General features: G+C 74.5%; 15 protein-coding genes, 3 pseudogenes and 1 riboswitch. Of the genes and pseudogenes, 11 read left to right on the plus strand and 7 right to left on the minus strand.

What is annotated here, in order from left to right:
- Window positions 1-55: 55 nt before the first annotated feature.
- On the plus strand, window positions 56-328 hold the full coding sequence (locus tag ADL08_RS03560) for a hypothetical protein (RefSeq protein ID WP_053640555.1): 273 nt from the start codon (window positions 56-58) through the stop codon (window positions 326-328).
- Window positions 329-388: 60 nt separating this feature from the next.
- On the opposite strand, the pseudogene ADL08_RS03565 reads toward ADL08_RS03560, so the two are convergent.
- Window positions 389-661: pseudogene (locus ADL08_RS03565) on the minus strand (short-chain fatty acyl-CoA regulator family protein); the annotation flags it as partial.
- 10 nt (window positions 662-671) lie between these two features.
- Between ADL08_RS03565 and ADL08_RS36360 the strand changes: the two are divergent.
- The 6 genes and pseudogenes from ADL08_RS36360 to ADL08_RS03590 form a co-directional block, all read left to right on the plus strand.
- A pseudogene (locus ADL08_RS36360) lies at window positions 672-794 on the plus strand (citrate/2-methylcitrate synthase); the annotation flags it as partial.
- Between the two features lie 70 nt (window positions 795-864).
- A riboswitch (cobalamin riboswitch) is annotated at window positions 865-1050 on the plus strand.
- Window positions 1051-1261: 211 nt separating this feature from the next.
- The gene (locus ADL08_RS03570) at window positions 1262-2761 is read left to right on the plus strand and encodes a CoA-acylating methylmalonate-semialdehyde dehydrogenase (RefSeq protein WP_053640557.1); all 1500 of its coding nucleotides are present in this window, start codon (window positions 1262-1264) and stop codon (window positions 2759-2761) included.
- Between the two features lie 17 nt (window positions 2762-2778).
- Window positions 2779-3915 carry an acyl-CoA dehydrogenase family protein gene (locus ADL08_RS03575; protein WP_053640567.1) on the plus strand — a complete coding sequence of 379 codons (1137 nt, stop codon included), beginning with the start codon at window positions 2779-2781 and terminating at the stop codon, window positions 3913-3915.
- Entirely contained in the window at window positions 3912-4994 is a 1083-nt protein-coding gene (locus ADL08_RS03580; RefSeq protein WP_053640558.1) for an enoyl-CoA hydratase/isomerase family protein, read from the plus strand. Before ADL08_RS03575 ends, ADL08_RS03580 begins: the two co-directional genes overlap by 4 nt.
- Window positions 4991-5947 carry a 3-hydroxyisobutyrate dehydrogenase gene (mmsB, locus tag ADL08_RS03585; protein ID WP_053640568.1) on the plus strand — a complete coding sequence of 319 codons (957 nt, stop codon included), beginning with the start codon at window positions 4991-4993 and terminating at the stop codon, window positions 5945-5947. The genes ADL08_RS03580 and mmsB overlap by 4 nt, the downstream gene beginning before the upstream one ends.
- Window positions 5944-6717 carry an enoyl-CoA hydratase gene (locus ADL08_RS03590; RefSeq protein WP_053640559.1) on the plus strand — a complete coding sequence of 258 codons (774 nt, stop codon included), beginning with the start codon at window positions 5944-5946 and terminating at the stop codon, window positions 6715-6717. Before mmsB ends, ADL08_RS03590 begins: the two co-directional genes overlap by 4 nt.
- A gap of 58 nt (window positions 6718-6775) precedes the next feature.
- Here the strand turns inward: ADL08_RS03590 and alaS are convergent, their stop codons facing one another.
- Both alaS and tsaD read right to left on the minus strand, forming a co-directional pair.
- Window positions 6776-9421 carry an alanine--tRNA ligase gene (alaS, locus tag ADL08_RS03595; protein WP_053640560.1) on the minus strand — a complete coding sequence of 882 codons (2646 nt, stop codon included), beginning with the start codon at window positions 9419-9421 and terminating at the stop codon, window positions 6776-6778.
- 54 nt (window positions 9422-9475) lie between these two features.
- Complete coding sequence (tsaD, locus tag ADL08_RS03600; RefSeq protein ID WP_053640561.1) at window positions 9476-10546, minus strand: tRNA (adenosine(37)-N6)-threonylcarbamoyltransferase complex transferase subunit TsaD; 1071 nt, start codon at window positions 10544-10546, stop codon at window positions 9476-9478.
- A gap of 281 nt (window positions 10547-10827) precedes the next feature.
- On the opposite strand from tsaD, the gene ADL08_RS03605 reads away from it, so the two are divergent.
- A complete protein-coding gene (locus tag ADL08_RS03605; protein WP_053640562.1) occupies window positions 10828-11814 on the plus strand; it encodes an MBL fold metallo-hydrolase in 987 nt (328 codons plus the stop codon).
- 37 nt (window positions 11815-11851) lie between these two features.
- Here the strand turns inward: ADL08_RS03605 and ADL08_RS03610 are convergent, their stop codons facing one another.
- A complete protein-coding gene (locus ADL08_RS03610; protein ID WP_053640563.1) occupies window positions 11852-12700 on the minus strand; it encodes a hypothetical protein in 849 nt (282 codons plus the stop codon).
- A gap of 202 nt (window positions 12701-12902) precedes the next feature.
- Here ADL08_RS03610 and ADL08_RS03615 point away from each other — a divergent pair, with 202 nt between their 5' ends.
- Entirely contained in the window at window positions 12903-13757 is an 855-nt protein-coding gene (locus ADL08_RS03615; protein WP_078968202.1) for a YqjF family protein, read from the plus strand.
- On the opposite strand, the gene ADL08_RS03620 is transcribed toward ADL08_RS03615, so the two are convergent.
- The 3 genes from ADL08_RS03620 to ADL08_RS03630 form a co-directional block, all read right to left on the minus strand.
- Complete coding sequence (locus tag ADL08_RS03620) at window positions 13720-14178, minus strand: SRPBCC family protein (RefSeq protein ID WP_053640564.1); 459 nt, start codon at window positions 14176-14178, stop codon at window positions 13720-13722. The two genes, ADL08_RS03615 and ADL08_RS03620, sit on opposite strands and share 38 nt — an antisense overlap.
- 176 nt (window positions 14179-14354) lie before the next feature.
- Window positions 14355-16421, minus strand: coding sequence for an NAD-dependent DNA ligase LigA (gene ligA, locus ADL08_RS03625; protein WP_053640565.1), 2067 nt, complete (start codon window positions 16419-16421; stop codon window positions 14355-14357).
- Window positions 16422-16560: 139 nt separating this feature from the next.
- The gene (locus ADL08_RS03630) at window positions 16561-16956 is read right to left on the minus strand and encodes a RidA family protein (protein WP_053640569.1); all 396 of its coding nucleotides are present in this window, start codon (window positions 16954-16956) and stop codon (window positions 16561-16563) included.
- Between the two features lie 132 nt (window positions 16957-17088).
- On the opposite strand from ADL08_RS03630, the gene ADL08_RS03635 reads away from it, so the two are divergent.
- Window positions 17089-18063 carry a helix-turn-helix transcriptional regulator gene (locus ADL08_RS03635; protein WP_053640566.1) on the plus strand — a complete coding sequence of 325 codons (975 nt, stop codon included), beginning with the start codon at window positions 17089-17091 and terminating at the stop codon, window positions 18061-18063.
- 282 nt (window positions 18064-18345) lie between these two features.
- Window positions 18346-18788 (plus strand): annotated as a pseudogene (locus tag ADL08_RS03640) (hypothetical protein); the annotation flags it as partial.

Consider the following 18788-nt stretch of genomic DNA (forward strand, 5'->3'; position numbering starts at 1 on the left):
TCCCACCCCTCCCGCCCTTCCCCGCCCACCTTCCCGTCCCTTCCGGAGACTCCCGATGCTCGTGCTCGTCGCCCTCGCGGGCATCGCCGTGTTCGGCTCGCTCGTCCTGTGCACCGTGACCGTCGCGCGGATGCGGGAGCTTCCGGCGTGGCGGCGTTTCCTTCCCCTGACGCTCTTCCTGCTCGCACTGGCCGCGAGCCTGTTGCGCGCCGTCGACGTTCGCGGAGTCGCCGACGCGGTCGCCTTCCCCCTCAACCTGGCGGCCGTCCTGCTGTCGGTGCGCGAGATCCGCGCCCGGCGGCTCAGGAACGCGGCCGGGACCTCCTGAGGGAGCGGGCTCCGGTCCCGGGCCACGCGCCCCGACGGGCCGGCCCGTCCGTCAGCCGTCCGGGCAGGTGCCGCCGAGCCGGGAGAAGTGGAAGTCGGTGGCGGACCGCCGTTGGGAGATGTCGCCGGCGCGGTCCACGCGCAGGAAGGAGAACGGGACTCCGCGGTGGCCGGGCCGCTGGAGCGTGCCGAGGCGGTGGCAGACGGTCTCGAAGCCGACGCCGAAGCGGGTCCGGAGCAGTTCCACGTCGTAGCGGACTCCTTCGGCGGCGGCGCGGAAGGCCGTGTACGGCAGGAGCAGCGCGCCCGCGAAGTAGGCGGCGAGGCCGATGCGGGGGCCCGCCACGCCCCTCCTCGTGATGTCCCGGATCACCGGCTGGACCGCGCACATCACGGAACAGCTCGCCCCCAACTCCCCGATCAGGCCCCTGGCCTCGTACGAGGGGAGGGAGCAGCGGGCGGTCCCCTGGCCCCGCGAGGAGGGCGGCCGGCCCGACACGCCCCACCGGCGCGATGAGGGGGTGGACTTACTAGGACGTCCAACTATATGTTCGTGGCACAAGGTCCGCGGTGCAGGGAAGCCGGTGTGAATCCGGCACGGTCCCGCCACTGTGACCGGGGAGCGTGCTGCCGTCCACACGTCACTGACGAGGTCCGTCGGGAAGGCGGGTGGCACGCGGGGATCCGGGAGTCAGGATACCGGCCGCGGAGCGTTCCGTGTTGTCCACGAGGATGGAGCAGACACGCATGGCACCGGTCCGTACCCACGACCCTGGTGATCCGGCGGAGCGAGCGGCGACCCCCGCGTTCACATAGCTCTTCGGCGGCCCCGCGCCGCCCCGTCCCACGGCGTTCCCGCACGGCCGCACCCACCCGGTGCGGCCGGCGGTCCGCCGTGCCATCCCCGGATCCGACCTGACGAGAGCAGGCCCCCATGGTCCGTGAACTCACCCATTTCATCGGCGGGAAGCACACCGCCGGCACGTCCGGCCTCTTCGGCGACGTGTACGACCCCAACACCGGCGCCGTCCAGGCCCGCGTCCCGCTCGCGGGCCGCGCCGACACCGAGCGCGCGATCGCGGACGCGGCCGCCGCCCAGCGCGAGTGGGGCGCGTGGAACCCGCAGCGGCGCGCCCGCGTCCTGCTGCGGTTCCTCCAGCTCGTCGAGGGCGAACGCGACGCCCTGGCGAGGCTGTTGTCGGCCGAGCACGGCAAGACCGTCGCGGACGCGCACGGGGATCTGCAACGCGGCCTGGAGGTCGTGGAGTTCGCCGTCGGCATCCCCCACCTCCTCAAGGGGGAGTTCACCGACAACGCCGGGACGGGCATCGACGTGCACTCCCTGCGCAGCCCGCTCGGCGTCGTCGCCGGCATCACCCCGTTCAACTTCCCCGCGATGATTCCGCTGTGGCAGGCCGCGCCCGCCCTGGCCTGCGGCAACGCCTTCGTTCTCAAGCCGTCCGAACGCGATCCGTCCGTACCGCTCCGGCTCGCGGAGCTGTTCCTGGAGGCGGGGCTCCCGGCCGGTGTCCTCAACGTCGTCAACGGCGGCGAGGAGGCGGTCACCACCCTCCTCGAAGACCCCCGGGTGCGGGCCCTCGGCTTCGTCGGCTCCACCCCGATCGCCGCGCACATCTACGCGAAGGCCGCCGCCCACGGCAAGCGCGCCCAGTGCTTCGGCGGCGCCAAGAACCACATGATCGTGATGCCCGACGCCGACCTCGACCAGGCCGTCGACGCCCTGGTGGGAGCCGGATACGGATCGGCGGGCGAGCGCTGCATGGCGATCTCCGTCGCCGTGCCCGTCGGGGAGGAGACCGCCGACCGGCTGGTGGCCGCGCTCAAGGAGCGGGTCGCCGCCCTCCGGATCGGCCGTTCCGACGACCCGGAGGCCGACTTCGGGCCGCTGGTGAGCCGGGACGCCCTGGAACGGGTCACCCGCTACGTCGACACCGGTGTGGCGGAGGGGGCCGAACTCGTCGTCGACGGGCGCGGCTTCACCCTCCCCGGCCACGAGGACGGCTTCTTCGCGGGGGCCACGCTCTTCGACCGGGTCACCCCGGACATGCGGATCCACCGCGAGGAGATCTTCGGCCCGGTGCTGTGCGTCGTGCGCGCCGCCGACTTCGAGGAGGCACTGCGGCTGCCCAGCGAGCACGCGTACGGGAACGGCGTCGCCGTCTTCACCCGGGACGGCGACACCGCCCGCGAGTTCGCGCGCCGGGTCGACACCGGCATGGTCGGCGTCAACGTCCCGATCCCGGTCCCGGTGGCGTACCACACCTTCGGCGGCTGGAAGGCGTCCGGGTTCGGGGACCTCAACCAGCACGGGCCCGACTCGATCCGCTTCCACACCCGCACCAAGACCGTCACCTCGCGCTGGCCCTCCGGGGTCAAGGAGGGCGCGAGCTTCACCATGCCGACGATGGGGTGAGCGGGGTGTCCACCAGCATGCTCACGAAGGACCAGCTGGCCCTGGCGGAGGTCACCCTCGACTTCGCGCAGGAGCAGCTCGGCCCGCACGCCGTCGCCTGGGACCGGGACAAGCACTTCCCGGTCGACGTCCTGCGCAGGGCCGCCGGTCTCGGCCTCGGGGGCGTCTACGTCCGCGAGGAGCACGGCGGTTCCGGTCTCGGCCGGGTCGACGGCGTCCTCGTCTTCGAGGCCCTGGCCACCGGCTGCCCCTCCATCGCCGGGTACCTCTCCATCCACAACATGGTCGCCTGGATGATCGACCGGTACGGCGACGACGCCCAGCGCGGACGGTGGCTCCCGGACCTGTGCTCCGCGCGCAGGCTCGGCAGCTACTGCCTGACCGAACCGGGCGCCGGGTCCGACGCGGCCGCGCTGCGCACCCGGGCCGAACGCGTCGGCGACGCGTACGTCCTGACGGGGGTGAAGCAGTTCGTCTCCGGGGCGGGCGCCTCCGACGTGTACGTCGTCATGGCCCGTACGGGCGCCGACGGGCCCGGCGGGATCACCGCCTTCGTCGTCGAGCGCGACGACCCGGGCGTCTCCTTCGGGGCGAACGAGCAGAAGATGGGGTGGAACGCGCAGCCCACCCGGCAGGTGGTCCTCGACGGGGTCCGGATCCCCGCCGACCGGCGCCTCGGCGGCGAGGGCGAGGGCTTCCGCATCGCCATGAACGGGCTCAACGGCGGCCGGCTCGGCATCTCCGCCTGCTCGCTCGGCGGTGCGCAGAGCGCCCTGGACCGCAGCCTGGCGCACCTCGCGGACCGGGAGGCCTTCGGCGCCCGGCTCCTCGACGCGCAGGCGCTGCAGTTCCGCCTCGCGGACATGGCCACCGAACTGGCCGCCGCCCGCGCCCTGGTGCGGCAGGCGGCGGACGCCCTGGACCGGGGCGACCCGCAGGCCCCGCGGCTGTGCGCGATGGCCAAGCGGTTCGCCACGGACACCGGGTACGCGGTCGCCGACCGGGCGCTCCAACTGCACGGCGGCTACGGCTACCTGAACGAGTACGGCATCGAGAAGATCGTCCGCGATCTGCGGGTGCACCGGATCCTGGAAGGAACGAACGAGATCATGCGGGTCATCGTCGCCCGGGGACTCACGGAGGCGCTGCGGTGAGCGTCGAAGAGCACGGTTCCGGAGACGTCCTCGTCCATGTCGAGGGGCGGGCCGGACACCTCACCCTGAACCGTCCGAAGGCGCTCAACGCGCTCACCCACGCCATGGTCCTCCGCATGGACGAGGCCCTGACCGCGTGGGAGCGCGACCCGGCCGTGGAGACGGTCGTGATCCGAGGAGCGGGCGAGCGCGGTCTGTGCGCGGGCGGCGACATCCGCGCCATCCACGCCGACGCCCGCACCGGGGGCTCCGCTTCGGCGGCCTTCTGGCGGGACGAGTACCGGCTCAACGCCCGGATCGCCCGCTACCCCAAGCCGTACGTGGCCCTCATGGACGGCATCGTCATGGGCGGCGGCGTCGGCGTCTCCGCCCACGGCACGGTCCGCGTCGTCACCGAACGCTCCAAAGTGGCCATGCCCGAGACCGGCATCGGCTTCGTCCCCGACGTCGGCGGCACGTACCTCCTCGGTCTCGCGCCGGGTGAACTGGGCGTCCACCTCGCCCTGACCGGTGCCGCCGTCGGCGCGGCCGACGCCCTGCTGTGCGGGCTCGCGGACCACTTCGTCCCCTCGGACCGGCTGCCGGAGCTGGCCGGCGACCTCGCGCGGACCTCCGTCCACGGCGCCCTCGCCCGGCACGTCCAGACGCCCCCGCCGGGCGAACTGGCCGCCGCCCGCGAGTGGATCGACCACTGCTACGCGGCGGACACCGTGGAGGAGGTCCTCGCCCGGCTCCTCGACAGCGGCGCCCCGGCGGCGAAGCGGGCCGCCGACCTGCTCCGGGCCAAGTCACCGACCGCCCTCAAGGTGACCCTGGCCTCGGTGCGCCGGGCGCGGCGGCTCGGCCCGCTGGAGCGGGTCCTGGAGCAGGAGTACCGCGTCTCCTGCGCCGCCCTGGCCTCCCCCGACCTGGTGGAGGGCATCCGGGCCCAGGTGATCGACAAGGACCGCTCGCCCCGCTGGTCCCCCGCGACGCTCGCCGGGGTGGGCGCGGCGGACGTGGACCGCTTCTTCGCTCCGCTCGGCGACCGCGAACTGCGACTCGCCGGGCCCGCGTCCCTCCAGGAGGTGCCGTGGTGACCCGTACCGTCGCCTTCGTCGGACTCGGCCGCATGGGCGGGCCGATGGCCGTCAACCTCGTCAAGGCGGGGCACCGCGTCCTCGGGTACGACGTGGTGCCGGAGGCCGTGGACGCCGCTGCCGCCTCCGGGGTGGAGCCCGCCGGGTCCGCGGCGGAGGCCGCGACGGAGGCGGACGTGGTGATCACCATGCTGCCGGCCGGCCGGCACGTCCTGGACCTCTACGGCGGGCAGGGCCTGCTCGCCTCGGCGCGGCCCGGCACGCTGTTCGTCGACTGCTCCACCATCGACGTGGCCGACGCCCGCGCCGCGCACGGGGCGGCGCGCGCCGCCGGGCACCGGGCGCTCGACGCGCCCGTGTCCGGCGGGGTGGTGGGGGCGGAGGCGGGGACGCTCACCTTCATGGCGGGCGGCGGCGCGGAGGAGTTCGCGGCGGCCGGGCCGTTCCTGTCGGCCATGGGCGGGAAGGTCGTGCACTGCGGGGCGGCCGGGGCCGGGCAGGCGGCGAAGATCTGCAACAACATGATCCTCGGGATCTCGATGATCGGCGTCAGCGAGGCGTTCGTCCTCGCCGAGAGCCTGGGCCTGGACCACCAGGCGCTGTACGACGTGGCGTCCACGGCGTCCGGGCAGTGCTGGGCGCTCACCGTCAACTGCCCGGTGCCCGGCCCGGTCCCGGGCAGCCCGGCGAACCGCGACTACCGGCCGGGCTTCGCCGCGCCCCTGATGGCCAAGGACCTGAACCTTGCCGCCAACGCCCTGCGGGCCGGCGGTGTGGACGCGCAACTGGGCCTGAAGGCGGCCGAGTTGTACGCGGCCTTCGCGGAGGGGGACGGCACCGGGCTGGACTTCTCGGCGATCGTACGGACGATCCGCGGGTCCGGAGCGTCCACGGCGTCCACGGCATCCACGGCGTCCGCGAAGGAAACGACTACGAACGGGACGGCCCCATGACCTACGAGACCATCCTGGTGGAGCGCGAGGACCGCGTCGCGCTCGTCACCCTCGACCGCCCCGAGGTGCTCAACGCCCTCGACCTCCGGGTGATGGAGGAGGTCGTGGCGGCCTTCGAGGAGCTGGACCGGGACCCCGGCGTCGGCTGCGTCGTCCTGACGGGGTCGGCGAAGGCGTTCGCGGCGGGCGCCGACATCAAGGAGATGCGCCCGCGGAGCTACATGGACATGTACCTCTCCGACTGGTTCACGGCCTGGGACCGCCTCGGACAGGTCCGTACGCCCACGGTCGCGGCGGTCGCCGGGTACGCGCTGGGCGGCGGCTGCGAGCTGGCGATGCTCTGCGACGTCCTGCTGGCCGCCGACACGGCGGTCTTCGGGCAGCCGGAGATCAGGCTCGGGGTGATCCCCGGCATCGGCGGCTCCCAGCGGCTGACCCGGGCCGTCGGCAAGGCGAAGGCCATGGAGCTGTGCCTGACCGGCCGGACCATGGACGCCGCCGAGGCCGAGCGGGCCGGGCTCGTGTCCCGGATCGTTCCGGCGGACCGGCTCCTCGCCGAGGCGTGGGAGGTCGCCGGCACGGTGGCGGCCATGTCCAAGCCGGTCGCGATGATGGCGAAGGAGTCCGTGAACCGGGCCTTCGAGACCACGCTCGCCGAGGGCGTGCGCTTCGAACGTCGCCTGTTCCACGCGGTGTTCGCCACGGCCGACCAGAAGGAGGGCATGTCCGCGTTCGTGGAGAAGCGCCCGCCGGAGTTCGTCCACGGCTGATCCGGGGAGGCCGGTGAGGGGGTGGGCGACGGGCCGTCGCCCACCCCCTCTCGCCCGTTCAGCCGCCGGCCACGACCCGGGGGAGGTCCGCCAGGATCGCGGCCAGGTCCCCGGCGGGGACGCCGCCGCCCTGGGCGATCTCCGGGGAGCCGCCGCCCCGGCCGCCGAGGAGCCGCTTGACGGTGGCGGAGGCGTTCCGGCCGGCCTCGCGGGCCGGGGCGTTGACGGTCAGGACGAGTCCGCCCGAGGCGGTGGCGACGGCCACCACGCCGGGGCGGTCGCGCGGGAGGCGGTCGCGGACCGCGAGGGCGAGGGCGCGGGCCTCGTCGGCGGCGCCGTCGACGGTCGCGGTGACGACGAGCGCGTCCCCCGCCTCGACGGCCCCTCCGGCGAGTCCGGCGGCGCGGGCGGCCGTGGCCCCGGCCTTGAGGCGGGCGTTCTCGCGGTCGGCGGCCTTGAGCCGGTCGAGGAGGCCGGCGATCCTCTCGGGCAGTTCCGCGCGGGGCGCGTTCAGCTGCTCGGCGATCCGGCCCACGAGGTCGCGCTCGCGGGCCAGGTACCCGAAGCCCTCGACGCCGACGGCCGCCTCCAGGCGGCGCATGCCGGCGCCGACGGAGGACTCGGCGGTGAGGGCGACCGTGCCGATCTGGGAGGCGTGGTCGACGTGCGTGCCGCCGCACAGCTCGCGCGACCAGGCCCCGCCGATCTCGACGACCCGGACCTTCTCCCCGTACGTCTCGTCGAAGAGGGCGAGCGCGCCGAGTTCCCTGGCCTCGGACAGGGTCGTCCAGCGGACGCCGACGGGCAGGTCGCGGCGCAGGGCCCGGTTGGCGGCCTCCTCGACCTCGCCGCGGACGGCCGGGGAGAGGGCGCCGCGCCAGGGGAAGTCGAGGCGGAGGTGGCCGGGCCGGTTGTAGGAGCCGGACTGGAGGGCGGTGGGGCCGAGGACCTCGCGCAGGGCCGCGTGCAGGACGTGGGTGCCGGAGTGGGCCTGGCGGGCGCCGAGGCGCCACTCGGGGTCGACGGCGGCGTGCACGGTGTCGTCCACGGCCAGTTCGCCCGCGGTGATCCTGACCCGGTGGACGACGAGGCCGGGCAGGGGCCGCTGGACGTCCACGACCTCGGCCTCCACCGAGGTCCCGGAGAGCAGGCCCGCGTCGCTGTCCTGGCCGCCGGACTCGGCGTAGAAGGGGGTGCGGTCGAGGACGACGGTGACGAGGTCGCCGGTCCGGGCCACCGGGACGGGGCCTTCGGCGCCGAGGAGGGCGAGGACGCGGGACTCGGTGGTGAGGGTGTCCCACGCGCGCCAGTCGGTGGGGCCGTGCGCGTCCAGGACGGTGCGGAGGGCGGTGGTGTCCGCGGTGCCGCCGGACTTGCGGGCGCGGGCGTCGGCGCGGGCCCGCTCGCGCTGCTCGTTCATGAGGGCGGTGAAGCCCTCGCGGTCGACCTCGACGCCCTGTTCGGCGGCCATCTCCAGGGTGAGGTCGATGGGGAAGCCGTAGGTGTCGTGGAGCAGGAAGGCCTGCGCGCCGGGCAGCGAGCGCCCGCCGCCCGCCTTCACCCCGGCGACGGCGGTGTCCAGGACGGTGGTGCCCTGCCTGAGGGTGGCGCGGAAGGCGTCCTCCTCGCCGTACGCCTGGTCGGAGACGCGGGCGTAGGACGCGACGACCTCGGGATAGCTGGGGGCCATGCAGTCGCGGGCCACGGGCAGCAGCTCGGGCAGGGCGGGGTCCTGGAAGCCGAGCTGGCGCATGGAGCGGACCGAGCGGCGCAGGATGCGGCGCAGGACGTAGCCGCGGCCCTCGTTGCCGGGGGCGGTACCGTCGGCGAGGAGCATGAGCGCGGTGCGGACGTGGTCGGCGACCACGCGGAGCCGTACGTCGGCCCGCTCGTCGTCGCCGTAGCGGACGCCGGCGAGTGCGGCGGCCCGGTCGAGGACGGGGCGGGTCTCGTCGATCTCGTAGAGGTTGTCGACGCCCTGGAGGAGGGTGGCCATCCGCTCCAGGCCCATGCCGGTGTCGATGTTGCGGCGGGGCAGTTCGCCGAGGATCGGGTAGCCGCTCTTGCCGGGGCCCTCGCCGCGCTCGTACTGCATGAAGACGAGGTTCCAGAACTCCATGTACCGGTCCTCGTCGACCGCGGGCCCGCCCTCGCGGCCGAGGGCCGGGCCCCGGTCGTAGTACAGCTCGGAGCACGGTCCGCAGGGGCCGGGGACGCCCATGGACCAGAAGTTGTCCTCGTCGCCGCGCGCCACGATCCGCTCGTCGGGCAGGCCCGCGACCTCGCGCCAGATGCCGCGGGCGTCGGTGTCGGAGTGGTGGACGGTCACCCAGATCCTCTCGGGGTCGAGCCCGTAGCCGCCCTCGGCCCACGGCTTGGTGGACAGGTCCCAGGCGAAGGCGACGGCCTCCTCCTTGAAGTAGTCCCCGAAGGAGAAGTTGCCGTTCATCTGGAAGAAGGAGCCGTGCCGGGTGGTCTTCCCGACCTCCTCGATGTCCAGGGTCCGCACGCACTTCTGCACGCTCGTGGCCCGCTGCCACAGGGGGGCCGCCTCGCCGGTGAAGTACGGCTTGAAGGGGACCATACCGGCGTTGACGAACAGCAGGGTGGGGTCGGGGGTGGGCAGGGGCGCGCTGGGCACGACGGTGTGTCCCCGGGCGGCGAAGTAGTCGAGGAAGCGCTGGCGGATGTCGGCGGTACGCAAGGTTCTCACTGCTTCCGGTGGTGGGGAAGGTCGGGTTCCGGCGAGGGGCGGCGGTCAGGCGGCCCGGGCGGAGGGGGCGGGGAGCGGGGTCAGGGAGGCGTACTCCAGGGGCGCGGAGGGGTCGATGGACACGTCCAGCGGGGCGGGCTCCGCCCCCGAGCGCACGAGGAGGTCGCCGACGGCGGCGATCATGGCGCCGTTGTCGGTGCACAGCGTCATCGGCGGCACCCGCAGCTCGATCCCGGCGGCGGCGCAGCGCCGCTCGGTGAGGGCGCGGACGCGGGAGTTCGCGGCGACGCCGCCGACCACGACCAGCGTCTTGACGCCGTGGGCCTCGCAGGCGGCGAGGGCCTTGCGGCTGAGGACGTCGGCGACGGCCTCCTGGAGTGCGGCGGCCCCGTCCGCGACGGGCACGTCCAGGCCCTGGAGGCGGTGCTTCTCGACCCAGCGGGCGGCGGCGGTCTTGAGGCCGGAGAAGGAGAAGGCGTACGGGTCGTCCCCGCCCCGGGTCAGCGGCCGGGGGAAGGCCACCGCGCGCGGATCGCCGTCCCGGGCCGCCCTGTCGATGGCGGGCCCGCCCGGGTAGGGCAGTCCGAGGATGCGGGCGACCTTGTCGAAGCACTCCCCCGCCGCGTCGTCGAGGGTGTCGCCCAGGTGCAGGATCGGCTCGCGGACCAGGTCCCGGACCAGGAGCAGGGAGGTGTGGCCGCCGGAGACGATCAGGACGACGCAGGGGTCGGGCAGCGGGCCGTGCTCCAGGGTGTCGGCGGCGACGTGCCCGGCCAGGTGGTGCACCCCGTAGAGCGGCACCCCGGCGGCGTAGGCCAGCGTCTTCGCCCCGGCGAGGCCGACCTGGAGGGCGCCGGAGAGGCCGGGTCCCGTGGTGACGGCGACCGCGTCGATCTGGTGCAGCCGCAGTCCCGCCCGGTCGAGGGCCTCCCGTACGACGGGGTTGAAGGAGTGCAGGTGCGCCCGGGCGGCGATCTCGGGCACCACCCCGCCGAACCGCGCGTGCTCGTCCATGCTCGTCGCCACGACGTGCGCGAGCAGCCTGCCGTCCCGCACGATCCCCGCCCCGGTCTCGTCGCACGAGGACTCGATCCCGAGGACTACTGGTCCGCTCACCGCTTCACTCCTTCTGCACCGGTTCCGCACCTGCAATATATGTGCAACAAGGGGGGTGGGGACGAACGGCCCGTGCCCCCGAAGGCCCGGAGCCGGGTGTCGTGCGGTGACATGATGATCGTCACGGGTGGGTGGCCGCGGTCGGCGGGCCCGTACCGCCGACCACCCGCCGCCCATGACGTCCGTGACGTCCGTGACGTCCGTCGATACCCGTCAACGACCGTCGGAGGAGAGCACGTGGGAGACCGGATACGCCGGGCGCGGCCGGAAGAGGCCGAGCGGTGAGCCCGCGGTCGTCCGCGCCCCCGCTGCCCTCTTGGGCGACCTGGTGGCAGCGCCCCTTCCCCGACGCCAACACGCTGCTGCTCCACGGGCGGCGGCCCGCCCTGGTCGACTCCGGTTTCACGGGGCACGCCGAGGAGACCGCCGCCTGGGTCCGCGCCCGTGCGGGCCGTGTCGACCTGGTGGTCAACACCCACTGGCACTCCGACCACGTCGGCGGCAACGCACTCCTCCAGGCGCGGGGCGCGGGCATCGCCGCCGGGGCGCCGGAGGCCGAGGCGATCGCGCGCCGGGACCCGGGCTGCTGCGCGGCGGAGTACCTGGACCAGCCGGTGGCCCCGTACACCGTCGACGTGTCGCTCGACGACGGGCAGGTGCTCCGGCTCGGCGACGCCGACTGGGAGGTCGTCCGCACGCCCGGCCACACGCCGGGCCACCTGGCCCTGTGGCAGCCGGACGAGGGGCTGCTCGTGGTCGGGGACGCGCTGTCGGACTACGACGTCGGCTGGGTGAACCTCGCCCTCGACGGCCCCGGGGCGGCCGCCACCGCGCTCGCCTCCCTCGAACGGATGGCCGACCTCGGCCCGCGCGTGGTCCTCCCGTCCCACGGTCCGGTGCCCGCCGACCCCGGCGCCGCCTTCGCCGCCGCCCTGCGCCGGGCGCGACGCCTCGTCGACGATCCGGCCGGGGCCGTCCGGTACGGCGCCCGCCGGATCTTCGCGTTCGCCCTGATGATCCGCGACGGCATCCCGGCCGACGAGGTCGAGCCCTATCTGCACGCCCGGACCTGGCTGACCGACGCGGCCCGGCTCCTGGACCTCACGCCGGAGGCGCTGGCCACCGAGCTCGTCACGTCCATGCGGGGCAGTGGCGCCGTCGTCCTGCGGGACGGGCGCCTGTGCGCGTCCGCCGACCACACACCCGTACCGGCCGGGTCGCTGCGGGTGCCGTACCCGCGCGCGTGGCCGGGGCCGGAGCCGCGCTGACGCGCTTCTTCCGGCGGCGCGGGGAGGAGGCGGCCGGTCAGCCGAGGAGCGCGGAGTCCGGCCCGGCGGCGTCCTCCGCGGTGGGCACGGTGACCTTCACCGGCTCGCCGAGTCCGGTGAGCGCCAGCGTGGTGGTGGACGACACGGATCCCTCGACCTTCAGCGCGAGGCGCACCCGTACGGCCCTCTTCCGCTCGTCCAGCCACACCTCGACGGTCGCGGGGATCCGGCCGCCCATGAGTTCGCGCAGCCGGTCGCCCTGCCCCTTCGCCCGCTCGGTCATCCGCAGGGTCAGTGCCGCGTGGGTGAGGAGGCCGCGGTAGCGGGTGGCGCGGATCCCGCCGAGGTCCTCCTCGCCGGTGCGCTCGAAACGCTCCCCCATGGCCGCCTGCTCCAGCACGTACGCGGGGTCGTTGCCGGGCGGCCGCAGCAGGTGGCGGGCCTCGACGTCGGCGCGGTCGATGTACGACCAGGGCAGCTTCTCGTCGCCGACGGTGCCGCGCAGGTAGATCCGCTCGTCGGTGAAGACCTCCTCGAACCGGGCCGTCCGCGCGAGGCCCACGGCCATGGTCCCCCGGTGGCGGGCGAAGTCGTGGGCGCCCTCGCCCGTGATGACGTACGCCGGCCCGGTGCCCGTGCCGATCCCCGTCCTGTACGCGGTGCGGGCCGTGGTCCGTCCGGTGGCCTCCAGGGCCGCCCGCACGTCCTCCGTGTGCACGGGCGCGGTCGCGGCGGTCGTCGCGGGCGCGGCGGTCTTCAGGGGCGCGGCGGTCTTCGGGGGCGCTGCGTCGGCCGTCGGCGCGGAGCCGCCGCCCGTGGGCTCCGCCGCGCATCCGGCGGTCAGGAGCACGGTGCAGACGACGGTCGAGGAGAGGGCACGGCGCACGGGGGTGGGGCTCCAGATCGTAGAGGGGGCGGCCGGGCCCGTGTCCTGTTGTCATGGAACACGCCCACCGCTCCGACCAGCCTATACGCGGGTACGAGGGCCCGGTGAACGGGATTCCGTACGGGCGGGGGTGGCCGCCGCGCGGCCTCCCGGCGGCGCTCTCCGCTTTCCCCCGGCGCCCGTCCTGCCGGATACTTCCACCATGCAGCCGACGCCGTCCGCCCCGGATCCCGAGCCGGTGTCGGCCGATCCCCCGCTCCGTACAGGCCGGACCCTGCTCACCCAGTCCTGGCTCGATCTGGCGTTCCTGCACTGGCCGGTGGAGCCCGCGGAGGTGGCACCGCTCCTGCCGGCCGGGACCGTGCCCGACACCCTCGACGGGGTCACGTACGTGGGGCTCGTCGCCTTCCGGATGCATCGCGTCGGGTGGTTCCGGCTGCCGGGGCTCCCCTATCTCGGGACCTTCCCGGAGACCAACGTACGGCTGTACTCGGTGGACGCCCACGGGCGCCGGGGTGTCGTCTTCCGGTCCCTCGACGCGTCCCGGCTGATCCCCGTGGCCGTGGGGCGGTGGGCCTTCCGCATCCCCTACGTGTGGTCGAGGATGTCCGTCCGGTACGACGGTTCGACCGTCGCGTACGAGAGCAGCCGGCGGTGGCCGGGGCCCCGGGGGGCGCGCAGCTCGATCGCCGTGGAGGTCGGGGAGCGGGTCGGGGAACCCACCGCGCTCGAACACTTCCTGACGGCCCGCTGGGGCATGCACAGTTCGTTCCGCGGGCGTCCGCTCTACCTGCCCAACACCCATCCCCGCTGGCCGCTGCACCGGGCCCGGCTGCTCCACTGCGACGAGACGCTGCTCGCGGCCGCCGGTCTGCGCCGGCCCCTCGGGGAGCCCGTCAGCGTGCTCTACTCGCCGGGCGTGCCCGTGCGGTTCGGCGCTCCGCCCCGGCTCCCGGCCGGGGCGGTCGTGCCGGGTCCCCGGCCGGGCGGGGGCCGGGCCGTCAGCGGGGACCGGGCCGTCAGCGGGGAGGGATCGCCGCCTCCGCCGCCGCCTTGATCCGGGCGCCGAAGGCGTCGGCGTCCTTGCGGACGGCGGCGAGCGCGAGGCCGACGAGGAGCTTGCCGAGCCCGTGGCCCTCCAGGACGTTGAAGATGCGGACCCGGGTTCCCCCGCCGGGGAGCGGTTCCAGGTCGTAGCCGCCCTCGCGGGCCGTCACGCTGTTCTTCGAGACCTCGGCCCACCGGATCCGGGTCGGGGCATCGAGAGCGGTGACGCGGAACTCCCGCGCGGACTTCATCCCGGCGTCCTTGACGGTGCTCCGGAAGACCGTGCCCACAGTGGTCGGGCCGTCGGGGATCCGGTCGATCCGCAGGACCCTGGGGCTGAACTGGGGATCGTTGCGTCCGTCGGCGAGGTACGCGAACACGTCCTCGACGGGCCGTTCGATCTCGGTCGTCGCTTCGAACTGTCCTGACACGGGTCTCCTCCGGTCGGCCGGTACGCGCCCCTCCCCCGCATCGCGCCTCCGGTCCGGCCGCGACGGCACCGCGACCCTATGCGAGCTCCGGGCCGCCCGCACGGCGAGCGGCGGCCCGGCCGGTCGCGTCGTCCCGGGGTCCGGCCGGTCGCGTCGCGGGGGCCCGGAGCCCGTGCTCAGTCCAGGTAGTCGGCGACCAGGGCCGCGAAGTCCTCCGGGGTCAGGACCTCGACGCCCGCCTCCCGCGCCTTGACCGCCTTGGAGCTCGGCTTGCCTCCGGCGGCCGGGGCGGCGACCAGGAAGGTGGTCCGGGAGTTGACCGAGCCGCCCACGCGGCCGCCGGCCTTCTCTATGAGGGCGCCCATCTCGGAGCGTCCCCAGCCGTCGAGGGGGCCGGTCATCCTCCCCGTCACGACGACGGTCTTCCCGCTCAGCGGCCCCTCGACGGCGTCCTCGGCCCTCTCCGGCCGCGGCTCGGTCATGGTGACGCCGGCCGCGATCAGCTTGTCGATGACGGGGGCGAGCGCGGCGACCTGCCCGACGACGACCGGGGCCTTCTCCGGGCCGATGCCCTCGACGTCCTGGAGGGTGTCGGCGTCGGCCGCGCGGATGGCCTCCATGGTGCCGAAGTGGGCGGCGATCCGCCGGGACATGCTGCGGCCGGTGCCGGGGATGCCGAGGGCGCAGAAGACGCGGCTGAGGGGGCGGGACCTGGCGATCCGGATCTGCTCGGCCAGTCTGGCGCCGCGCTTGGCGCTGCCGGAGGCGGTGGCGAGCTGTTCCTCGGTGAGGGTGAACAGGTCGGCGACGTCACCGACGTCGCCGGAGGCGATCAGCGCGTCGACGTACTTCCTGCCGAGCCCGTCGATGTCGAGGATGTCGCGGCCGGCGGCGTACTCGATGAGCGGGGCGAGCGCGCAGGCGGTGCCCTTCGCGCAGCGCCACCGCTCCTGGCTCTTGTCGATCTCGCCGCCGCAGTGGGGGCACTCCCGGGGCAGCGGGACGGGGACGGCGTCCCCCGGGCGGAGCTCGACGACGGCGGCCTGGACGCGCGGGATGATGTCGCCGGCCTTGTACACGGTCACGGTGTCGCCGATGTGGAGGTCGCGCCGCAGGATGTCGGCCGGGTTGTGGAGGGTGGCGCGGGTGACGGTGGAGCCGTCGAGCTCCACCGGGGCGAGCACCGCGGTGGGGGCGAGCACGCCCGTGCGGCCGACCTCCCAGAAGACGTCCTGGAGCACGGTCTGCCGTTCGACGGCGGGCAGTTTGTAGGCGACGGCCCAGTAGGGGAAGCGGGTGCCGAAGCCGGCCGTCGCCTGCTCGGTGGCGCTGTCGGCCTTGACGACGACGCCGTCGATGCCGAACGGCAGGCTCGCGCGCAGCGCGGCGATCGCGTCGACCCTCTCCTGCGCCTCGGCGAGCGTGGCGACCGTGTGCAGTCCGGCCGGGGTGTCCGCCGTGGTCCGCACCCCCGCCCGCGCCACGGCGGCGAGGGTCTCGGCGTGGCCGGCGCCGGCGGGCAGGAAGGGCACGCCGTCCAGTTCGACGGCGCCGTACGCCCAGAAGGTCATGGCGAGCCGGTACGGGCGGTCCTTCGCCCGCAGGGTGCCGGCCGTGCCGTTGCGCGGGTTGGCGAAGACGCCGCCGCCGTGCGCGGCCCGTATCTCGTTCGCCGCCTCGAACTGCTCCTGGGTGAAGAGGACTTCGCCCCGGGCCTCGAAGGTGGCGGGCACGGGCAGCTGCTCGGGGAGGCCCACGACGGTGCCGATGACGTGGCTGACGTCCTCGCCGTGGGTGCCGTCGCCGCGCGTGATGACCTGCACGAGGCGGCCGTCGCGGTAGCGGGCGGCGACGGCCGCGCCGTCCATCTTCGGCTCGACGGTGAACCCGCCCGCCGGTTCGTGTCCCAGACGGCGCTGGAGCGACGCGCCCCAGGCCACGAGCTGTTCGGGGGCGAAGACGTTGTCGAGGCTGAGGAGGCGCGCGGTGTGGGCGACGTCCCCGGCGGGGGCGGCGCCGTCGGCGACCAGGTCCGTGGGCGAGTCCGGGGCGGCCTCGGCGGGGTGCTCCGCCTCCCAGTCCAGCACCGCCAGGCGCAGCCGGTCGTACGCGGCGTCGTCCATGAGGCTGTAGCCCGCGCCGTAATAGGTGTGGGAAGCCTCGCGCAGGCGCTGGACGGCGGCCTCGTACTCGGCGCGGCCGGACATGCGGAAAGACGCCTCGACGGCGGAAACGTTCGTCATGGGAACATCCTTGCCCATGGGTCTGACAACGCCCCGGAACAGCGGGCCGGGCCCGAGGACTTCGCGCCGCCACCGAGGCCGTTCCGCGTGCCGGCCAGGCGGCCGTTCCGGAACGGGGAGCGGAGGCGGCGCGGTCACCTCACGCCACGGCGGTCCCCTCCAACTCGACCATCTGGCCGGGGATCGCCAGTCGCGTCACCCCGAGCATCGTGGTGGCCGGCGCCACCCCGGCGGCGCCCAGCCGCGCCGCCAGCACGCCGTAGTGCGGGAAGAGCAGGTCGACGTCGGTCGTGTAGACTTTGAGGCGGACGAGGTTCGCGAGGGACATCCCGGCCTCGGCGAGCACGGCCTCCAGGTTGTCGATGCCGAGCGCCAACTGCGCCGCCATGTCGCCGCCGTGCTCGGGCCCGCCCTCGCGGCTCGTCGCGGTCTGCCCCGAGACGTAGAGGGTCCGGGTGTGCCCGGACACCAGCTCGCCCTGGTTGAACCCCAGCTCCTGGGACCACGTCACCGGGTTGACCGCTGTTCGTTCCATCGTCACATCAGCTCGATTCGGTAGGAGTACGCGCGCCCGACGGCCCTGCGGCCGCCGGGCTTCGGCGCCGTGATCAGGAGCCTCCCAACGAAACGTGACACCGTCCGTCACGTATTCGGTACGGTTGCCGCCGTGCGTGCGGATCGGCTGGTCTCGCTGGTGCTCCTGCTGCGTCGGCACGGCCGGCTGACCGCGGGGGCGCTGGCCCGCGAGCTGGAGGTGTCCACCCGTACCGTGCTGCGCGACATCGAGGCGCTGTCCACGGCCGGCGTCCCGGTCTACGCCGAACGCGGCCGGCACGGCGGCTTCGCGCTGCTGCCCGGCTTCCGGACCGAGCTCACCGGCCTGAACCACGACGAGGCGCTCGCCCTCCTCGCCGCCGGATCGGGGCGCGGCGAGCAGGTGTTCGGTCTCGGCCCGGCACTCGCCTCGGCCCTGCGGAAGGTGGTCGACGCGCTGCCCGAGAGCCACCGGGCCACCGCGGACGACGCGGCCCAGCGCTTCCTCGTCGACCCGGAGACCGATCTGCTCTCCCGTCGGCCGGTCACCGAGGGGGTGCCCGGCACCACGATGACCGTGGTCCGGCGCGCCGTGCTCGCCGGGCACCGGCTGCGCATCCGCTACGCGGCCACGGACCAGGAACCGCGGTGGCGCACGGTGGACCCGATCGGCCTGGTCACCGTGCGCGACCGGGCCTATCTGCTGGCCACGCGCTCGGGAGAGGACCGTACCTACCGGCTGTCACGGGTGCTGACCGCCGAGGAACTCCCCGAGGCGGCGCGGCGGCCGAACCGGGTCGACCTGGACCGGATCTGGCGGGAGCGCTCCGCGCGTTTCCTCTCCGGCGGTGACCACGTCGCCGTGTCGGTGCGGGTGGACCCGGCGCGGCGGGAGGAGTTGCTGGACACCGTGCTCGCCGTCCGCGCGGAGGAGCCCGACGCGGACGGACGGCTGCGGCTGGAGGTGACCTTCCAGGATCTCCGGCACGCCGAGTGGGCGCTGTGGCGGCTCGGCACGGACGCGGAGGCCCTGACCCCGCGGTCGCTGCGCGCTTCCCTGCACGACCGTGCCGTCGCGCTGGCCGCCCGGTACGGGCCCTCGTCCTGAGACGGCCGCCGGACCGGCCGCCGGACCGGTCGTGTCACCGGCCGGGGGGCGTCCCGACATCACTTGCTCTGTGACCTGCGTCACGCGTTAAAAGTCCTTTAAGGAACAAGGTCTCGCAGAGCCCAATTTGTGCCGTTTCGAGCACAGTTGACGCTTGCTTTGAACAACAGTCAATATCTTCACGACTTCCCCACACCTCCCTCGGCTTCACCTCATCTGGAGCACTTGATGCGCAACAGGGCTGCCCCGACCACAGCAGTCACTTCCGTCACTGGTGAACCCGTGGGCACGGAACACCGGGGCGACCGCGTCTTCGGGAAGGTCGCGGAGCCGAACCGGGACGGCACCGGCGCGCGGGGGCAGGACATCGAGCTCTTCGACACGACCGCCCCCCTGCCGAAGGTTCCCGCCCGGGCCACGACTGTGCCCGCCCACGCGTCGCGGCGGTCCCGGCGCGCCCGTGCGGCGGCTCCGGCGCGGCGGTCCGTGCCGCTTCCCCTGATGCTCGCGGGCGCGCTCTCCGCGGGGCTCGGCGCCGCGGTGGCGGTGTGGGCCTCCGCCGAACCCGACTCCGTACCGACGTCGAACCCGTCCGTCTCGCTCCCCGTCCTCGCGACACACGTCCCCTCCCCCGCCCGGGACACCGCCTCCGGCACGCCGCCGTCCCCCGGGGCGAGCACCGCGCGGACGTCGCGGGCCGCCTTCCCCTCCGCCGGCCCCACCCC

The organism is Streptomyces sp. NRRL F-6492, assembly GCF_001280125.1.
Classification (GTDB): Bacteria; Actinomycetota; Actinomycetes; order Streptomycetales; family Streptomycetaceae; genus Streptomyces.